Annotated in this window: 19 protein-coding genes; 13 read left to right on the forward strand and 6 right to left on the reverse strand. The window is 62.8% G+C overall.

Annotation, left to right across the window (positions count from 1 at the left end):
- Positions 1-64 precede the first annotated feature (64 nt).
- The 3 genes from ACYCCG_RS18330 to ACYCCG_RS18340 all read right to left on the reverse strand — a co-directional run bounded on the left by ACYCCG_RS18330 (position 65) and on the right by ACYCCG_RS18340 (position 2233).
- Positions 65-454, reverse strand: coding sequence for a GFA family protein (locus ACYCCG_RS18330; RefSeq protein ID WP_176684880.1), 390 nt, complete (start codon positions 452-454; stop codon positions 65-67).
- Positions 455-535: 81 nt separating this feature from the next.
- The gene (locus ACYCCG_RS18335; protein ID WP_252459333.1) at positions 536-1240 is read right to left on the reverse strand and encodes an SDR family oxidoreductase; all 705 of its coding nucleotides are present in this window, start codon (positions 1238-1240) and stop codon (positions 536-538) included.
- Positions 1241-1339: 99 nt separating this feature from the next.
- A complete protein-coding gene (locus ACYCCG_RS18340; RefSeq protein WP_459671454.1) occupies positions 1340-2233 on the reverse strand; it encodes a LysR substrate-binding domain-containing protein in 894 nt (297 codons plus the stop codon).
- Positions 2234-2447: 214 nt separating this feature from the next.
- Here ACYCCG_RS18340 and ACYCCG_RS18345 point away from each other — a divergent pair, with 214 nt between their 5' ends.
- The 10 genes from ACYCCG_RS18345 (at position 2448) to ACYCCG_RS18390 (ending at position 13544) form a co-directional block, all read left to right on the forward strand.
- Positions 2448-3002, forward strand: a complete 555-nt coding sequence (locus ACYCCG_RS18345) for a helix-turn-helix domain-containing protein (RefSeq protein ID WP_459671409.1) — start codon at positions 2448-2450, stop codon at positions 3000-3002.
- Between the two features lie 27 nt (positions 3003-3029).
- Positions 3030-4376, forward strand: a complete 1347-nt coding sequence (locus tag ACYCCG_RS18350; RefSeq protein ID WP_459671412.1) for a glutamine synthetase family protein — start codon at positions 3030-3032, stop codon at positions 4374-4376.
- Between the two features lie 72 nt (positions 4377-4448).
- Positions 4449-5222, forward strand: coding sequence for a gamma-glutamyl-gamma-aminobutyrate hydrolase family protein (locus ACYCCG_RS18355; protein ID WP_209964745.1), 774 nt, complete (start codon positions 4449-4451; stop codon positions 5220-5222).
- 69 nt (positions 5223-5291) lie between these two features.
- On the forward strand, positions 5292-6650 hold the full coding sequence (locus tag ACYCCG_RS18360; RefSeq protein WP_459671415.1) for an aspartate aminotransferase family protein: 1359 nt from the start codon (positions 5292-5294) through the stop codon (positions 6648-6650).
- Positions 6651-6833: 183 nt separating this feature from the next.
- On the forward strand, positions 6834-7388 hold the full coding sequence (locus ACYCCG_RS18365; RefSeq protein ID WP_176684887.1) for a helix-turn-helix domain-containing protein: 555 nt from the start codon (positions 6834-6836) through the stop codon (positions 7386-7388).
- A gap of 123 nt (positions 7389-7511) precedes the next feature.
- Complete coding sequence (locus ACYCCG_RS18370; protein WP_176684888.1) at positions 7512-8027, forward strand: ProQ/FinO family protein; 516 nt, start codon at positions 7512-7514, stop codon at positions 8025-8027.
- Between the two features lie 402 nt (positions 8028-8429).
- Entirely contained in the window at positions 8430-8912 is a 483-nt protein-coding gene (locus tag ACYCCG_RS18375; protein ID WP_209964750.1) for a formate dehydrogenase subunit gamma, read from the forward strand.
- Positions 8906-10465 (forward strand): formate dehydrogenase beta subunit, encoded by a 1560-nt coding sequence (locus ACYCCG_RS18380; protein ID WP_176684890.1) that lies wholly within the window; start codon positions 8906-8908, stop codon positions 10463-10465. Before ACYCCG_RS18375 ends, ACYCCG_RS18380 begins: the two co-directional genes overlap by 7 nt.
- A complete protein-coding gene (gene fdhF, locus ACYCCG_RS18385) occupies positions 10462-13344 on the forward strand; it encodes a formate dehydrogenase subunit alpha (RefSeq protein ID WP_209964752.1) in 2883 nt (960 codons plus the stop codon). The genes ACYCCG_RS18380 and fdhF overlap by 4 nt, the downstream gene beginning before the upstream one ends.
- The gene (locus tag ACYCCG_RS18390) at positions 13341-13544 is read left to right on the forward strand and encodes a formate dehydrogenase subunit delta (protein ID WP_021785376.1); all 204 of its coding nucleotides are present in this window, start codon (positions 13341-13343) and stop codon (positions 13542-13544) included. Before fdhF ends, ACYCCG_RS18390 begins: the two co-directional genes overlap by 4 nt.
- A 114-nt stretch (positions 13545-13658) precedes the next feature.
- On the opposite strand, the gene ACYCCG_RS18395 is transcribed toward ACYCCG_RS18390, so the two are convergent.
- On the reverse strand, positions 13659-14522 hold the full coding sequence (locus tag ACYCCG_RS18395) for a universal stress protein (RefSeq protein WP_209964754.1): 864 nt from the start codon (positions 14520-14522) through the stop codon (positions 13659-13661).
- Positions 14523-14676: 154 nt separating this feature from the next.
- Here ACYCCG_RS18395 and ACYCCG_RS18400 point away from each other — a divergent pair, with 154 nt between their 5' ends.
- A complete protein-coding gene (locus ACYCCG_RS18400; protein ID WP_003248869.1) occupies positions 14677-15294 on the forward strand; it encodes a MiaE family protein in 618 nt (205 codons plus the stop codon).
- Between the two features lie 22 nt (positions 15295-15316).
- On the opposite strand, the gene ACYCCG_RS18405 is transcribed toward ACYCCG_RS18400, so the two are convergent.
- Positions 15317-15637 (reverse strand): ElaB/YgaM/YqjD family protein, encoded by a 321-nt coding sequence (locus tag ACYCCG_RS18405; protein WP_176684893.1) that lies wholly within the window; start codon positions 15635-15637, stop codon positions 15317-15319.
- A gap of 127 nt (positions 15638-15764) precedes the next feature.
- Between ACYCCG_RS18405 and ACYCCG_RS18410 the strand changes: the two genes are divergently transcribed.
- Positions 15765-16028: a hypothetical protein gene (locus tag ACYCCG_RS18410; RefSeq protein ID WP_003248880.1), complete on the forward strand. Its 264-nt coding sequence runs from the start codon at positions 15765-15767 to the stop codon at positions 16026-16028.
- A 17-nt stretch (positions 16029-16045) separates the two neighbouring features.
- Here ACYCCG_RS18410 and ACYCCG_RS18415 read toward each other — a convergent pair whose 3' ends face one another.
- A complete protein-coding gene (locus ACYCCG_RS18415) occupies positions 16046-16528 on the reverse strand; it encodes an LEA/WHy family protein (protein ID WP_209964757.1) in 483 nt (160 codons plus the stop codon).
- A gap of 131 nt (positions 16529-16659) precedes the next feature.
- Here ACYCCG_RS18415 and ACYCCG_RS18420 point away from each other — a divergent pair, with 131 nt between their 5' ends.
- Positions 16660-17784, forward strand: coding sequence for a sigma-70 family RNA polymerase sigma factor (locus ACYCCG_RS18420; RefSeq protein WP_209964759.1), 1125 nt, complete (start codon positions 16660-16662; stop codon positions 17782-17784).
- The last annotated feature ends 175 nt before the right edge of the window (positions 17785-17959 follow it).

Genomic DNA, 17959 nt, shown 5'->3' on the forward strand with positions numbered 1-17959 from the left:
GCATCCGTTGTTCAGGCACTGAGGTGCCTAGCCGTGATTGCTCTATTGGTCCTGCGCTGGGTGATCAGTCAGGGTTGCAGGGTGAGTACCAAGGGGCAGCAGCGTCGACGTGAACATGTTTCTGCTTCCTGGGCAGGAACGGCGTATCAAGCGTTCCCAGCGCTATCGAAATCCAGTCGGCAAACTCACCCTGGGCGCGTGACCAGAACAAGGTCGAGCCGCACTCCGTGCAGAACTCGCGCGTAACCGTCGGTGATGAAGAGAAGGCCTTGATGCTGGCAGCGCCGCGCAGTATGCGCAGCATGCTGCGCGGAATGCTGCCGTACGAAGCGAATGCGGCGCCGTGACTTTTGCGGCACTGGCTGCAGTGGCAGTGGCTCACTGCCTTGGGTGGGGTGAGTAACAGGTAAGAGACTGCTGCGCACAAGCAGCTTCCTTGGTATGTCTCTGTCATTGGCGCTTCCGTGCAGGTGGGAAAACGCCAGCGTAAACGCCTTGGCCTGATCAGTCGACTGGCCTGCAGGCCGACAGACAATCAAACGCTACGTGTCACGCCGCCATCGACCTTGATGTTCTGCCCGGTGATGTAGGCAGCGCCTTCGCTGGCGAGAAACGCAATGGTGGCGGCGATTTCCTCGCGGGTGCCATAGCGTTTGAGTGGCACGCTGTCGCGGCGCTGTTCGGTGGCTGGCAGGCTGTCGATCCAGCCGGGGAGGACGTTGTTGATCCTCACGTTGTCCCCGGCGAATTGGTCGGCGAAGATTTTGGTGAATGCGGCCAGGCCCGAGCGGAACACTGCAGACGTCGGGAACAGCTCAATCGGCTCGAACGCCCAGGCGGTGGAAATGTTGATGATCACGCCCCCTTTCTGGCGCTGCATGTAGGGCGTCACCAGGCGCGTCGGGCGGATGACATTGAGCAGATAGGTGTCCATGCCCTTGTGCCAGTCTTCGTCGCTGATTTCCAGGATTGGCGCGCGCGGACCATGGCCGGCGCTATTGACCAGCACGTCGATGCGCCCCCACTTTTCCACCACGGCATCGACCAGGCGTTTCAGGTCCTCAACCGACTGGTTGCTGCCGGTTACACCTATACCGCCAAGTTCGGCAGCCAGTGCTTCGCCCTTGCCCGAGGAGGAAAGGATGCCAACCTTGAACCCGTCAGCGGCCAGGCGCTGTGCCGCTGCCGCGCCCATGCCACTGCCACCTGCTGTGATGATCGCAACTTTTTCTACTGACATGCTGCCTCCGTAACGCGAATGGATGATTGCCTTTAAGCACTAAAATTAGCAGCAGAAGTGGCGGCGAGGGAGACAGCTAAACTTTACTGATGCAGTAGATTAACTATTGCCTGTTTGTTGCTTGAACCAGCGCCGGACAATGCCTAGCGACTCCGGCTGCTGCATCTTTCGTGGCCACACAAGATAGAACGCCTTATCGAGCCTGAGCTGCTGAGCGAAGACCTGGGTCAACCTGCCGGCGACGATGTCATCACTGACGAACGCCAGGCTTGCCAACGCAATACCCTGACCACTGATGGCCGCATCGATGGCCAATGAGGTCTGATTGAAGCGCAGGTTTTTGGCAGTCGCTTGCCCGTGCTGCGGGAACAGTTGTGCGAGGTACCGAGGCCAGAAATCATGGGCATCGTGAAGCAGGGTGAACGCTTGAAGCTGCTCGAAGATGGCGGGGGCTTTGCCGGCTTCGAACAACGTTGGGCTGGCCACGGCGACGATACGGTCGTCCATCAACAGTTCGCTGTTCAAACCCGCACCGAAGTCGGGTTTGCCATAGCGGACTGCGATATCCACGCCGTCAGTATTGAAGTGGGACAGCCGATCTGTGGCCAGTACACGTAAATCGATGTCCGGATGGCTTTGCGCAAAGCTGCCCAGCCGGGGAATGAGCCATTTGGAGGCAAAGGTCGGTGTCACGCTGACCGTCAGGTGAGCCGCCTGTGGCCGCAGCAGGCGGGTTGCTTCGTCGATCATCGCCAAGGCACTGCGAATGCTGCCGCTGTAGCCCAGCCCCGCATCGGTCAGTGCCAGACCTCGGGGCAGGCGCTCGAACAAACGAAGGTCCAGGCTCGCTTCCAGCCCGCGTATCTGCTGTGCCACTGCCGCCTGGGTCACCCCCAGCTCTTCGGCGGCCAGGCGGAAATTCAGGTGGCGGGCAACCACTTCGAACACACGTAGCGCATTGAGCGAGGGCAAATCAGGGAAACCGTTTGGCATGGCGATGGACGTGGTCGGGCTGGAGGAATTCACCCACGAGGCTACTCGCCGAGCGCCTGTAAAGAAACCCGCGCCACCGCAGTCAATCCGGCACGCGGCGCAGCAAGCCCTCTGTTGGCGGCTGCACATTTCCATCGTTTGGCTTGACGCGTGAAAATTTTCATGTAAATTTTCATGAAAAATAAGTCTAAAAATTTCACGGCAGTCCGAAACGATGAAGATGCACGAAGAGGTTGAAGCCCTCGCGATCCTTATTCACGACCTGCGCAAATTCAAGAACCTGACCTTGAGTGAACTGGCCGAGCGCATCAACCGTTCGGTGGGCTTCCTCTCCCAGGTCGAACGCGGCGTTTCGCGCCCGACCGTGGCAGACCTCACCGCTATCAGCGAAGCGCTCGGCGTATCAACCGCGTACTTCTACAACCTGAGCAAGCCCCGCAGCATTGGTTGGGTCACGCGTCCCCACGAGCGGCGCACGCTGTACCTGGAGTCGGGCATCACCGACGTGCTGGCTTCGCCGACCATCACAGGCGCCTTCGCCATGCTCGACAGCCATCTCGAGCCGGGCGCCACCAGTGGGGAGGCGTACTTGAGCGACCGTTCCGAGCAGGGCTGTTTCGTGCTCGAGGGCGAACTCACGGTGTGGCTGGACCAGGGCGATGCCGTGACCCTGCAGGCCAACGACTGCTTCCAGCTGCAACCCCATGCGCCGTTCCGTTACGCCAACCTGACGGATAGAACCACCCGTGTGCTCTGGGTCTTCAATTGAATTCGTTCACCTCACAAGGATAAGAAGATGAGTGTCATCTTTCCGGATCTGCTGGCTGAAGTGCGCTCGTTCCGAGCAGAACACCCGGCAATTCGCTATGTCGACCTGATTGCGCTGGACATCCCCGGGCACTTCTACGGCAAGCGCTACCCCATGGAGATGCTGGAGAAAGTCGCAGCCGGTGCGCCACTGAAGCTGCCGCAGAACTGCGTGCTGCTGGGTACCCAGGGTGGCCTTTACCCGATTGGGGACTATTGCTTCGCCGACGGCGACCCGGATGCCGCCCGGCGCCTGGTGCCGGGTACACTGAAGCCGGTGCGCTGGGAAAAGGAAGTGATCGCCCAGATGCTGATCACGTCCGACGGCACTGCAAAGCCGATCGAGTTCGAGCCCCGTGAAGTGCTGGCGCGTGTGCTTCAGCGTCTGGCCAAACGTGGCATCCGCCCGGTGGTGGCGTTCGAACTGGAGTTCTACCTGTTCGACCGCAAGCTTGACAACGGCCTGCCACAGTATCCGCGCGACACGGCAACCGGGGATGAAGACGATCAGCCGAACATGCACATCGAGCGGCTGTCGCGCTTCTCGTCGGTCCTGCACGAGATGGTCGACGGCGCCAACGAGCAGGGCGTACCGGCGAACGTCATCACCGCAGAGCTGGGCCCAGGCCAGTTCGAGATCAACTTCTCGCACAGCGACGATGCCCTAAGTGCAGCGGACTGGTCGGCACTGTTCTGCCGCAGTACCCGCGGTATCGCGATGAAGCACGGCTACCGTGCCAGCTTCATGAGCAAACCCTACCTGGACGCGCCAGGCAGCGGCATGCATGTACACGTCAGCCTGTACGACGCCGCCGGCAATAACATCCTGGCGGGAAGCGAACAGCGCAAGCTGCGCCATGCGGTGGCAGGCTGCCTGGAACTGCTGCCGCACTGCATGCCGATCTTTGCCCCCAACCACAATGCCTACCGACGTTATGGCGCCATGGTCAACGCGGCGAGCAAGGCCAGCTGGGGGTTCGAAGACCGTGACGCGTGCATCCGCATCCCCGAGTCCGACCCGCGCAACCTGCGCATCGAGCACCGCCTCGCTGGTGCCGACGCCAACCCGTATCTGGTACTGGCGGCCATTTTGACCGGGATGGAGCACGGCCTGGACCGCGGCGTGGAGCCCATCGCCCCGCTGAACGACAACCGCCAGAGCGGCATCGACTTCCCCAAGGATGCCCTCAGCGCCCTGGCCGCCATGCGTCACCACCCAGTGGTCAACGAAGGCCTGGGCAGCGAGTTCGTGATGGTCTATTGCGAAAACAAATACCAGGAGCAGCTGGACTTCATGCACCACATCGATGCCCGCGAATACCGCTGGTTCCTGTAGGTGCAGCGACGCTGCACCCTCCCTTTCTACCGTTTCAATACAACGCGCAATATGGATTTGCCGGAGGAAGATATGCCACGTGTGCCCGTGATTGGCATTACCGCATGCACCAGCATGATTGGGCTGCATGCAACCCAGACCATCAGCGAAAAATACGCGCGCGCGGCAGCCAAGGCAGCGTGTGGGCTGCCCATCGTCATTCCCAGCCTCGGTGAGCTGATGGACAGCGCCGATATTCTCGAAGTGGTGGATGGGCTGATCTTCACCGGTTCGCCGTCCAACATCGAACCGTACCACTACAACGGGCCGGCCAGTGCTGCGGGCACCCATCATGACCCTCTGCGCGATGCCACCACGTTGCCGCTGATGCGCGCGGCCATCGCCGCCGGCGTACCGATACTCGGCATTTGCCGTGGCTTCCAGGAAATGAACGTGGCGCTGGGTGGCACCCTGCATCAGAAGGTCCACGAGACCGGCATGTTCATGGACCACCGCGAAGGCAAGGGTGAGCCTCTCGACAAGCAATATGGGCCGCGCCACACCCTGCATGTAGAGCCTGGCGGCATGCTCGACCGCATGGGCCTGCCGGCGATATTCGACGTCAATTCCATCCATGGCCAAGGCATCGACGTATTGGCCCCCGGGCTGAGGGTGGAAGCGCTGGCACCCGATGGCCTGGTGGAAGCGGTTTCGGTCGAGAACAGCAAGGGTTTTGCCCTGGCCGTGCAATGGCACCCCGAGTTCCAGGTCATGGATAACCCACATTACCTGGCCATCTTCCAGTCCTTTGGCAAGGCCTGCCGGCATCGCTCGGTCCTGCGTCAGAGGCTGTTGCTGTCTGCCTGAGCAGCGACCTTTCCCACCTGTAAAAAGTACCCTCGCAGCACGGCTGCGCAACTTGATGGAGTGAAGTCAATGAGTGAACAGAATTCGCAGACCCTCGCCTGGCAAACAATGAGCCGCGACCATCACCTGGCCCCGTTCAGCGATGTCAGGCAACTGGCCGAGAAAGGCCCGCGCATCATCACCTCGGCCAAGGGTGTGTACCTGTGGGACAGCGAGGGCAACAAGATTCTCGATGGCATGGCCGGCCTGTGGTGCGTGGCAGTCGGGTATGGCCGCGATGAGCTGGCCGAGGTCGCCAGCCAGCAGATGAAGCAGTTGCCTTACTACAACCTGTTCTTCCAGACCGCGCACCCGCCCGCGCTGGAGCTGGCCAAGGCCATCGCCGAGGTGGCCCCGCAAGGCATGAACCACGTGTTCTTCACCGGCTCCGGCTCCGAAGGCAACGACACCGTGCTGCGCATGGTCCGCCATTACTGGGCACTGAAGGGCCAGAACAACAAGAAGGTTATCATTGGCCGTATCAACGGCTACCACGGCTCTACCGTGGCGGGCGCGGCCTTGGGCGGCATGAGTGGCATGCACCAGCAGGGCGGGGTGATCCCGGATGTCGTGCACATCCCGCAGCCATACTGGTTTGGCGAAGGCGGCGATATGGCCGAGGCTGACTTCGGCGTGTGGGCGGCCGAGCAACTGGAGAAGAAGATTCTCGAAGTTGGCGTGGACAACGTTGCCGCCTTCATTGCCGAGCCGATCCAGGGCGCCGGTGGCGTGATCATTCCGCCGCAGACCTATTGGCCGAAGATCAAGGAAATCCTGGCCAGGCACGACATCCTCTTCGTCGCCGACGAAGTGATCTGCGGGTTCGGCCGTACCGGTGAGTGGTTCGGCACCGATTACTACGACCTCAAGCCTGACCTGATGACCATCGCCAAGGGCCTGACCTCTGGTTACATCCCCATGGGCGGGGTGATCGTGCGTGACGAGGTGGCCAAGGTCATCAGCGAAGGCGGCGACTTCAACCACGGGTTTACCTATTCCGGCCACCCGGTGGCGGCAGCGGTAGGCCTGGAGAACCTGCGGATCCTGCGTGACGAGCAGATCATCCAGCAGGTGCACGATAAAACCGCGCCTTATCTGCAACAACGCCTGCGCGAACTGGCCGACCATCCGCTGGTAGGCGAAGTGCGCGGCCTGGGCATGCTCGGGGCGATCGAGTTGGTGAAAGACAAGGCCACCCGGGCCCGTCATGAAGGCAAAGGTGTCGGCATGATCTGTCGCCAGCACTGCTTCGACAACGGCCTGATCATGCGCGCGGTGGGCGACACCATGATCATCGCGCCACCGCTGGTGATCAGTGTCGAAGAGATCGACGAGCTGGTGGAGAAAGCCCGCAAGTGCCTGGACCTGACCTATGAGGCTGTTCGGTAAGGGCAGAGCGCTTGGTTAGCTGTTCTCAGCACCTGTGAGATCGAGCGCCGCCCGCGCGGTGCTCGATCGGTGCCTCAATCGTACATCTCACCTCAGGCACCTCCCGCAAAGCATTTTGCTTTGTGAAATGAATCCTGTACTTTTCCGGGCATCCATTTCCCGTCTGAAAGTCGCGATTCAACCATGAAAGTGCACGAAGAAATCGAAGGCCTGGCAGTACTGATTCGCGACCTGCGCAAGTTCAAGGGCCTGACGCTGGGCGAACTGGCACAGCGCATTGGCCGTTCGGTGGGCTTTCTGTCCCAGGTCGAACGCGGCGTATCACGCCCGACCGTGGCCGATCTCACAGCCATCAGCGAAGAGCTGGGTGTATCGACAGCCTACTTCTACAAGCTGGACAAACCCCGCGAGCTCGACTGGGTGACCCGCCCGCACGAGCGTCGCACGCTGCACCTGGCGGGAGGCATCACCGATGTGCTGGCATCGCCCTCGATAACGGGCGCGTTCTCCATGCTCGATAGCCATTTGCAGCCGGGGGCCAGCAGTGGCGAGGAGTACCTGGACGACAGCTCGGAGCAGGGCTGCTTCGTGCTCGAAGGCGAACTGACCGTGTGGGTGGGCGATGCTGAGCCGGTCACGCTGCACGCCAATGACAGTTTTCAGCTGCAACCCCACGCCCGTTTTCGTTACGCCAACCTGACCGACAAGCCCACACGCGTGCTTTGGGTGTTCAGCTGAGGGCCTTCGCACTGGCATGTACGTTGTGCCTCGGCTAGCCGGGAAAGTTGGCCTGCAAGCAATGTGCAGGCTGCATGGGGTATCCTTGCACCACGCAATCAACTTCGAAGCAGTGAATGAACAATGGGTTTTGAACAACTAGCTGAGCTACGAGACCGCCTGCGGGCGGAAAAAGGGCAGGTAAAGGCCGATAGCGCGAAACCGCCCAAGCGCAAGTCGCCCCCGCAGGCGAAGCCGCGTGAGATGGACCCGGCGGTGGCAGCGATCTGGCCCCTGCAGAAGCATTTTCCCTTGGCTTTCCCGGTCAACCCGGCCCCCAAGGTGCCGCTCAAGGAGGGCATCTTCAAGGATGCCGAGCAACACCTGGAGCTGCTTGGGTTGACCCGCGAACAGCTCAAGCTGGGCATTTCCACGTGGTGCCGGGGCGCTCGATACTGGGCGAGCATGGTGGAGAATGCTCCGCGCCTTGACTTGAACGGTCAGGCCGCGGGTACTGTGACCGCCGCTCAGGCGCTGCATGCCAAGCAGCAAGCTGCGCGGCAACGCAGCCAGGACCGACGCAATCGCGCGAAGTCAAAGGCCCAGGCCCAGGCTCCGGCACCCGCCGCCGACACCGCGGCGGTGCAGTCCACCGACTGAATTCAGTCGCGTTCTGTCCCGTAGCCACGCTGGATGGCAGCCCATTGCCGGGGCTGCCGTCTGGCAGGCCCGGCAATGGGCCAGGTCCGGTTTCGAGTACTTGGCGCCATGCAACGATGGTTTCAAGACACACCTGACCGGCAAGTCGCGGCATAGGATGCCGGGGCGCAAATACGTGCGTCGGTTTCAGAATGCGCCTGGTCGCTCGTATACAACCCCTCGGCGCCACAAGTGCCATGCTAGCAGGATGCCCAAGGGTCAGTGCGCGCAGACGTGCGGCCGTGGGCGAGGAGGCCGCCAGTACCACGCAACTGTGACGTGGACGGTGCGCCGCAGCAGAACACGCCGGAAACCTGCCCTTTCAACCATTCAGGCAGGGTCCGTGATGCCGAGGTCCGCTGTATGCCTGATGAATTGCTCCACCTGCCTGTGATCCAGCGTATTCTGGACCGCGACAAGGACACCCCAGGTGCCCTGTTGCCGATCCTGCATGCCGTCCAGCACGAGATTGGTTACATCCCTGATGCCTCGGTCCCCGAGATCGCCCATGCGCTCAACCTCAGCCTGGCTGAAGTGCGTGGGGTTATCAGTTTTTATCACGACTTCCGCACCGCGCCGCCCGCTCGTCACACCCTGCGCCTGTGCCGTGCCGAGTCGTGCCAGAGCCGTGGCGCTGAAGCCCTGGCCGCGCAGTTGCGTGAACAGTTGGCACTGGACGACCACGGCACCAGCGCTGACGGGGCCATCAGCCTGCGCCCGGTGTACTGCCTGGGTGCCTGTGCCTGCTCGCCAGCGCTGGAGCTGGACGGCCAGGTGCACGCGCGCCTCACCCCTGAGCGCCTGCGGGACTTGGTCAACGGTTGCCAGGAGGACTCAGCATGCTGAAGCTGTATATTCCCTGTGATTCGGTTGCCCGCGCCGTGGGTGCCGATCAGGTTGCCGAGGCCCTGCTGCGCGAGGCCGAGCGCCGCCAGTTGCCGCTGGACATCCAGCGTACCAGCTCGCGCGGGCTTTACTGGCTGGAGCCGCTGATCGAGTGCGACAGTGCACAAGGGCGCCTGGGTTTCGGTCCGGTTACGCCACACGATGTGCCGTCACTGCTTGATGCCCTGGCGGGCGAACCCGGTGGCCACTCGCTGGCACTGGGGCCGGTCGAAGAAATACCCTATCTCAAGACCCAGCAACGCCTGCTGTTCGCTCGCGCTGGCATTACCCGGCCATTGTCGCTGGACGACTATCGTGCCAATGGCGGGTTCGCGGGCCTCGAGGCTGCCGTTGCGCTGGACGGTGCCGAAGTGGTTGCCGCAGTACTCGATTCCGGGCTGCGTGGCCGTGGTGGTGCGGCGTTCCCGGCCGGCATCAAGTGGCGCACCGTGCGTGACGCTGGTGCCGGGCAGAAGTACGTGGTGTGCAACGCCGACGAGGGTGACTCGGGCACGTTCGCTGATCGCATGCTGATGGAGGGCGACCCCTTCCTGCTGATCGAGGGCATGATCATTGCCGGCCTCGCCGTGGGTGCCGACAAGGGCTACATCTATGTGCGCTCGGAGTATCCCGACGCCATCCGGGTACTCGACCAGGCCTTCGCCATCGCGCGTGACGCTGGCTACCTGGGGGCTGACGTAGCCGGCAGCGGCCAGGCGTTCGACCTGGAAGTACGGGTGGGCGCCGGCGCCTATATTTGCGGCGAAGAAACCGCGCTGCTCGAATCCATCGAAGGCAAGCGTGGCATCGTCCGCGCCAAGCCACCGCTGCCTGCACTGCAAGGGCTGTTCGGCCTGCCAACGCTGGTGCACAACGTGCTTACCCTGGCCTCGGTGCCCATCATTCTGGCCAAGGGTGCAGCATTCTATCGCGATTTCGGCATGGGCCGCTCGCTGGGCACCATGCCGTTCCAGCTGGCCGGCAACATTCGCCAGGGTGGCCTGGTAGAGCGCGCGTTCGGCCTGACCCTGCGCGAGCTGGTGGAAGGCTATGGCGGTGGCACGGCCAGTGGCCGCCCGCTGAAGGCTGCGCAGGTCGGTGGCCCGCTTGGTGCCTGGGTACCCCCCAGCCATTTCGACACCCCATTGGACTATGAAGCGTTTGCTGCCGTGGGCGCGATGCTCGGCCACGGCGGTGTGGTGGTGGCCGACGATACGCTGAACATGGCCAGCATGGCGCGTTTCGCCCTGCAGTTCTGTGCCGAGGAGTCCTGCGGCAAGTGCACCCCGTGCCGCATTGGCTCCACCCGGGGTATGGAAGTGGTTGACCGGCTGATCGCCAGCAGCGACATCACCGAGCGCCACGACCAGGCGCTGTTGCTGCGCGATCTGTGCGACACCCTGCAGTACGGTTCGCTGTGTGCCATGGGCGGTATGACTGCCTATCCGGTGGCCAGCGCGCTCAAGTACTTCCCCGCCGATTTTGGGCTGACCACCACGGAGGCCGCACAGTGATCAATTTCTTCGACCCCGCTTCTGATAAAAGCAGCGACCTCGGCACCCCGGCCCGCGAAAGCGAAGTGCAGGTCAGCCTGAGCATCGACGGCCGCGCCATCAGCGTGCCGGCTGGCACCTCGGTCATGCGCGCCGCCGCCATGCTGGGCACCAGCATCCCCAAACTGTGCGCCACCGACAGCCTCGAAGCCTTCGGCTCCTGCCGCATGTGCATGGTGGAAATCGAAGGCATGCGCGGCTACCCGGCATCCTGCACCACGCCAGTCAGCGAAGGCATGGTGGTGCGCACCGAAACCCCGCGTCTGGCCGGCCTGCGTCGCAACGTGATGGAGCTGTACATTTCCGACCACCCGCTGGACTGCCTGACCTGTTCGGCCAACGGCAACTGCGAGCTGCAGACCGTGGCCGGCCAGGTGGGCTTGCGTGAGGTGCGCTACGGCTATGACGGCGCCAACCACCTGGACGAGAAAAAAGACGTTTCCAACCCGTATTTCGACTACGAGCCAAGCAAGTGCATCGTCTGCAGCCGCTGTGTGCGCGCCTGCGAGGACATCCAGGGTACGTTCGCCCTGACCATTACCGGGCGTGGTTTCGAATCGCGGGTGGCGGCAGCGGGGGGCGAAAACTTCCTTGCTTCCGAATGCGTGTCGTGCGGCGCCTGCGTGCAGGCCTGTCCGACCGCGACCCTCACGGAAAAGAGCCTGGTGCAGCTGGGCCAGCCTGAGCGTTCGGTCATTACCACCTGCGCCTACTGCGGCGTTGGCTGCTCGTTCCGCGCCGAAATCAAGGGTGACCAGCTGGTGCGCATGGTCCCGGACAAGAACGGTGGCGCCAACCACGGCCACGCCTGCGTCAAGGGCCGCTTTGCCTGGGGCTACGCCACCCACCCGGACCGCATCACCAAACCGATGATCCGCAAGCGCCTGGAAGACCCGTGGCAGGAAGTCAGCTGGGACGAGGCCGTGACCTATGCTGCCAGCGAGTTCCGCCGCATTCAGCTCAAGTACGGGCGCGACTCCATCGGCGGCATCACCTCCAGCCGTTGTACCAACGAAGAAGCCTATCTGGTGCAGAAACTGGTGCGCACGGCGTTCGGTAACAACAACGTCGACACCTGCGCACGAGTATGCCATTCGCCCACCGGTTATGGCCTGAAGCAGACCCTGGGTGAGTCAGCCGGCACGCAAAGCTTCGACTCGGTGATGCAGGCCGACGTTGTGCTGGTGATCGGCGCCAACCCCACCGACGCCCACCCGGTGTTCGGCTCGCAACTCAAGCGCCGCCTGCGCCAGGGGGCGCGGCTGATCGTGATCGACCCACGGCGCATCGACCTGGTCGACTCGCCGCACGCCCGCGCCGACCTGCACCTGCAACTGCGCCCGGGCACCAACGTGGCCATGCTCAACGCCCTGGCCCACGTGATCGTCACCGAGGGCCTGCTGGCCCAACGCTTCATCGATGCCCGCTGCGAAACCGAAGACTTCGCCCGTTGGCGCGACTTCGTCAGCCTGCCAGAAAACGCCCCCGAGGTGCTCGGCCCGGTTTGTGGTGTGCCCGCTGAGCAGATCCGCGCTGCGGCCCGGCTGTATGCCACCGGCGGCAACGCGGCAATCTACTACGGCCTGGGCGTGACCGAGCACAGCCAAGGCAGCACCGCAGTGATGGGCATTGCCAACCTGGCCATGGCCACTGGCAACATCGGCCGAGAAGGGGTAGGGGTGAACCCGCTGCGCGGGCAGAACAACGTGCAGGGCTCGTGCGACATGGGGTCGTTCCCCCACGAGCTGCCCGGCTACCGGCATGTCTCCAACGAGGGCGTGCGCGCCGAGTTCGAACAGGCCTGGGGCGTGACCCTGCAGCCCGACCCGGGTCTGCGCATTCCCAACATGTTCGAAGCGGCGCTGGATGGCAGCTTCAAGGCGCTGTACTGCCAGGGTGAGGACATCGCCCAGAGCGACCCCAACACCCAGCACGTCACGGCGGCCTTGCTCGCCATGGAGTGCGTGGTGGTGCAGGACATCTTCCTCAACGAAACTGCCAAGTTCGCCCATGTGTTCCTGCCGGGCAGTTCGTTCCTGGAAAAGGACGGCACCTTCACCAACGCCGAGCGGCGTATTTCGCGGGTGCGCAAGGTCATGGAGCCGCTGGCCGGCAAGGCCGACTGGGAAGCTACCGTGGCCCTGGCCAACGCCCTGGGCTACCCGATGAACTACCGCCACCCTTCCGAGATCATGGACGAGATCGCCCGCCTGACGCCGACCTTCCGTCGTGTCAGCTACGCTGAAATCGACCGTCATGGCAGCCTGCAGTGGCCGTGCAACGACGCCGCGCCAGACGGCACGCCGACCATGCACATCGACCAGTTCGTGCGTGGCAAGGGCCGCTTCATGCTCACCGGCTATGTGCCCACCGACGAAAAGGTCAACAACCGCTACCCGTTGCTGTTGACCACCGGGCGCATTCTCAGCCAGTACAACGTCGGCGCCCAGACCCGGCGTACCGGCAACGTCGCCTGGCATGACGCCGACCGCCTGGAAATCCACCCGACCGACGCTGAAAGCCGTGGTATCCACGACGGTGACTGGGTCGGTATCGGCAGCCGCGCCGGGCAGACTGTGCTGCGTGCCAAGGTCAGTGCGCGCGTGGCGCCGGGCGTGGTGTACACCACCTTCCACTTCCCGGAGTCGGGGGCCAACGTGATCACCACCGACAACTCCGACTGGGCCACCAACTGCCCCGAGTACAAGGTGACGGCAGTGGAAGTGGTGAAAGTGTTCCAGCCATCGCAATGGCAAAAGCGCTATCAGGACTTCAGTGATGAACAGCAGCGCCTGCTGAAAGAGCGCCGTACTGCGGAGAAAGCCGAGGTTCGCCGATGAGCAGCGAAAACCTGGTCAAGATGGCCAACCAGATTGCCCATTACTTCGACAGCGAGCCAGACCGGGCGCTGGCGGTGCAAGGGGTGCGGCAGCATATGAAGAGCTTCTGGACGCCGGCGATGCTCCGGCAGTTGGCAGAGTGGAACGAGGCCCACGCGGGGGAGGGGCTTGACCCAAAAGTGCGGGAGGCGTTGGTCTAGATTCCCAGGCGGCAACGGAACCTTGGGGGCGGGTTTGCCTGCGAATGTGGCGTTGAAATCAATGACGCATTCGCGGGTGAACCCGCTCCTACAAGGGGCCTGCATGTTGCATACTTAGCCGCGGGCCAGCTCCGCCAGGTGGGCGATGGCTTCCTCGCTCTTGAGCACCAGCACATCACCCTGCAGCGCATCCAGCACCACTTCCGAGGTATTACCGATCAACGCCCCGGAAATCCCTGTGCGGCACACCGTGCCTATCACTGTCACCACTGCATCGAGCTTCTGTTCGGTATGTGGAATCAACACATCCGCCGGCCCTTCGGCCACATGCAGGCACTCTTCGCTGATGCCGTATTCGATCTGGAACGCCTTGCACGCTTCACGGTAGCGCTTTTCGATCGTATCGCTCAGCTGGTACGTCGGGTCCGCCGCTGACAGCATCGGCGAGGGGTGGGCGCTGATGACATGCAGTTCTCCCTTGGCCAGTTTGGCAATCTCGAAGCCGTGGTCGATGATGCTGGCATGCAGGCGGCGGTGGTCTTCGTCCTGGTTGCCCACGTCCACCGCCGCCAGGATCTTGCCCCCGGTCCACGGCCGCTCGCTCTTGACCATCAGCACGGCACACGGGCATTGGCGCAGCAGCTTCCAGTCGCTGGGGGTAAGCAGGGCCTTTTTCAGCGGGTTGTCCGGACGGTGATCCTTGATCACCAGTTCGCAGCCTTCGGCCTGCTGTACATGGATGATGGTGTCGTGCAGGTTGTCGCGCCAGCCCTCTTCATGGGTGACATTGTCGAAGCCGTCATCATGCAACTGGCTGCTCAGCAGGCTCAGCAGCGCACTGTGATCATGCCGTTTGTCGCACATCAGCAAGTGCAGGCGTGCGCCGGTGATGCCAGCGATCAGCTTGGCCCGCGTAAGCGCCCGGCTATGGGCGTGTGTGGGGTCGAGGACGACGAGGATGCTGCGGACGGCTTGCATGGGCGTTAACTCCCTTCGATGATGGCGACCAGTGCCTGACTATAGTCGGCGCTTTCCCCTCCAGCGCTTGATGTACATCAAGCATAGTCACTGGCGTCGCCAGCCGCCGCCGGTATAATCGCCGACCCTGCCTGTTCTGTGTGGTTGCACGCTTATGTCCCTGATCCCCGAAATCGACGCCTTTCTTGGCTGCCCGACGCCAGACGCCTGGATCGAAGCGGCGCTCGCCGACCAGGAAACCCTGCTGATCGACCACAAGAACTGCGAGTTCAAGGCCGCCAGCACGGCCTTGAGCCTGATCGCCAAGTACAACACTCACCTTGATCTGATCAACATGATGTCGCGCCTGGCCCGCGAGGAGCTGGTGCATCACGAACAGGTGTTACGCCTCATGAAGCGTCGCGGTGTGCCGTTGCGCCCGGTGTCGGCGGGGCGTTATGCGTCAGGGTTGCGCCGGCTGGTGCGCGCCCACGAGCCGGTCAAGCTGGTGGATACGCTGGTGGTGGGGGCGTTCATCGAGGCGCGCAGCTGTGAACGTTTTGCCGCGCTGGTGCCGCATCTGGATGAAGAACTGGGCCGCTTCTACCACGGGCTGCTGAAAAGCGAAGCGCGCCACTACCAGGGCTACCTGAAACTGGCGCACAACTACGGAGACGAGGCGGACATCGCCCGCCGCGTCGAGCTGGTGCGCGCTGCGGAAATGGAGCTGATCCAGTCACCAGACCAGGAACTGCGCTTCCACAGCGGCATCCCGCAGGCTTTGGCCGCCTGATGTGCACCAGGCGGCGCAGGCCTTAATGGCGCCGACCCAGCAACAGCCCCACTACCAGCCCGAGGCCGGCGGAAATGGCAACGGTTTGCCAGGGGTGGCCGCCGATGTAGTCCTGGGTGGCGTCCACCACCGGTTGCGCCTTGCTGCGCACGTTGCTGGCCGCCTGGCGAGCCTGACGAAGTTTCAGGCTTACCTGGGCGCGCAGCGTCTCTGCTTCTTCGCCGACCAGGGCGGCACTGTCGTTCAGCAGTTTTTCCGATTCTTCTATCAGCGATTGCAGTTCGCTGAATACCTGGTCCTTGATCTGATCGCTGTCCGTCAGCGTGGCGTTTTTCCGGGCCATGAACTCGTCCTCGTCAATGGGAGTGTGAACAATGGATGCCGCCACGTCGGGAAAGTTGCGGCGGCTTTCCGATGATGGGTTGCCTGGGTGTAAGATAGCGGCCATTTTCAAACCTGCAGGTAACTTCATGAGTTTCAATCTGGCCAACATGAGCTTCGAGGAACGGGCGCAGATCGAGGCAGAGAAGGCCCGGCTGTTCGAGATGTGGCAGAACAACCTGGGCAAAGCCAAGGGCGAAGCCGCCCGGCTGATTGCCGAAAAGCCACGGCGCAAGGGCAAATGGGCCGAGTGGGTGCGCGCCGAACTGGACGGCATGACGCCGCCTGAATACGCCAGCATGGTGCGCAGCGAAGTCAACAAGCTGATGGCCGCAGCCAGCGCCAACCGCTGAGCACTCCCGCTTGGCGCTTACCAGTAGGTGCCCTTGGGCAGGTCCAGCCTGCCTTCATCGGTAAAGCGCACGGTCCCCAGCGGCCCGCCGGCCAGTTTGCCGCGCAGCTTGTAGGGCAGCCCCTGCAGCGAATCCAGCTTGCCCAGCCCATAGGCCTGGCGAAGGAAGGAAAACGCCGTGATGCTGACCGGCACCACGATCACCGCTTCGTCGTAACGGCCAATGTGCCCCTGCTGGTCGCTGACCCCGGCGGCCAGCGGCTGGCCGTTCACTTCCAGGTTCAAGGCGATGCCGTTGTAATCGATCGGCGCCTCATTGGGGTTTTGCACCCGCATTTTCACCGCCATGCGCAGTTCCAGCTCCTGCCCGGGCAGTGGTTCGATGCCGATCACGCTGATGTTCACCGGGTCACGTGGCTGGAACAGCGCACAGGCCGCCAGGCCACAGGCCAGCAGCAGGACCAGGAACAGACGGGTATAGCGGTACAGACAGGCAGTCATGGGCTGTGACCTTGCCGGAGTGGAGCTGGCAGTGTGGCAAATGCGCGTCGACGTTGAAAGTATCGGTTGATATGAAAGATACTGTTTCTCATTAACGCCCGATAACCTCTCTTACTGGCTGTTCCCCAATCATGCTGACTTCACCCATGTCGGGCCTGCTGGCAAGTTTCCAGGAGCACTACGACGACCTGCTGCAGTTTCTGACGCGACGCATGAGCGACCGCCAGCGCGCGGCCGACGTGGCGCAGGAAACCTACCTGAAGCTGGTGAACATCGACGAGCAGGCAGTGCCTGTGTTGCACGCGCGCAGTTTCATCTTCCGCGTGGCCGGCAACCTGGCAATTGACGCCTTGCGCCGTGAGCAACGCATCGCCGCCAGCCACGACGACAGCGACGGAGCCTGTGAGGTGGCCTGCCCGGCGCCAGCACCCGAGGCGGCGTTGCTGGCCCGTGAGCGCTTGCAGATTCTTGACCAGGCGCTGTTGCAGTTACCGGACAATGCCCGCCAGGCGCTGTTGCTCAACCGTGTCGAGGGCCTGACCCAGAAGCAGGTCGCTCAACGCCTGGGGGTTTCCGAGAGCATGGTGGCGAAGTACATCGGCCAGGCCCTGCGCCATTGCCGCGGCCGACTGAAACAGGCGGGTGTGGCGGCATCGGTGGTATTGCTGGTCGCCGCGGTGGCGGGTTGGCAGCAAGCCCCGATGCTGCTGGCCGATTATCACACCGCCGTGGGCGAGCGGCAGGTCATTACCCTGACAGATGGCACACGGGTGACGCTGAACAGCGCCAGTGCCTTGAGCGTGGCGTTCAACGAGCATGAGCGGCGTGTGGTACTCGATGCGGGTGAGGCACTGTTCGAGACCGCCGATGATTCACGACCGTTTGTGGTCGATACGGCCGGTGCGCGGGTGCAGGGCAATGCCGCCACCTTCAGCGTGCAGCGCGATGGCCACGTCGTGTTGGCTCGCGGTGAAGCCAGGGTGGGTGAACATCAACTGGCGGTGGCGGCCGATGCCGTCACGCAGATGGCCTGGCAGCGGGGCAAGCTGATCTTCAACGGCAAGCCGCTGGGGCAGGTGCTGACGGAGCTTGAGCGTTACCGGCATGGGCGCATTGTGTTGTCCGACAGCAAGCTGGCTGCGATGGAGGTGAGCGGGGTGTTCGACCTGGATGAACCTGAGGCCCTGTTGCGGACGTTGGAGCAGCGGTATGGCCTGAAGGTGACCTACCTGCCGTGGTTGGCCGTAGTGCATTGATGAGCTTGTACCGTCCTCTTGGCGGGCAAGCCCGTTCCTGCACAGGTCGCACGATATTCAGGCGGGCGCAGTCGTTGTAGGAGCGGGCTTGCCCGCGAAGAGGCCGGACAGAAATAAAAATATTTTTCATTTGGCACTGCAAGTTCCTGCAAGCCAGATCGTCGTAGTGAGACTG

Source organism: Pseudomonas sp. VEM90 (assembly GCF_054611535.1).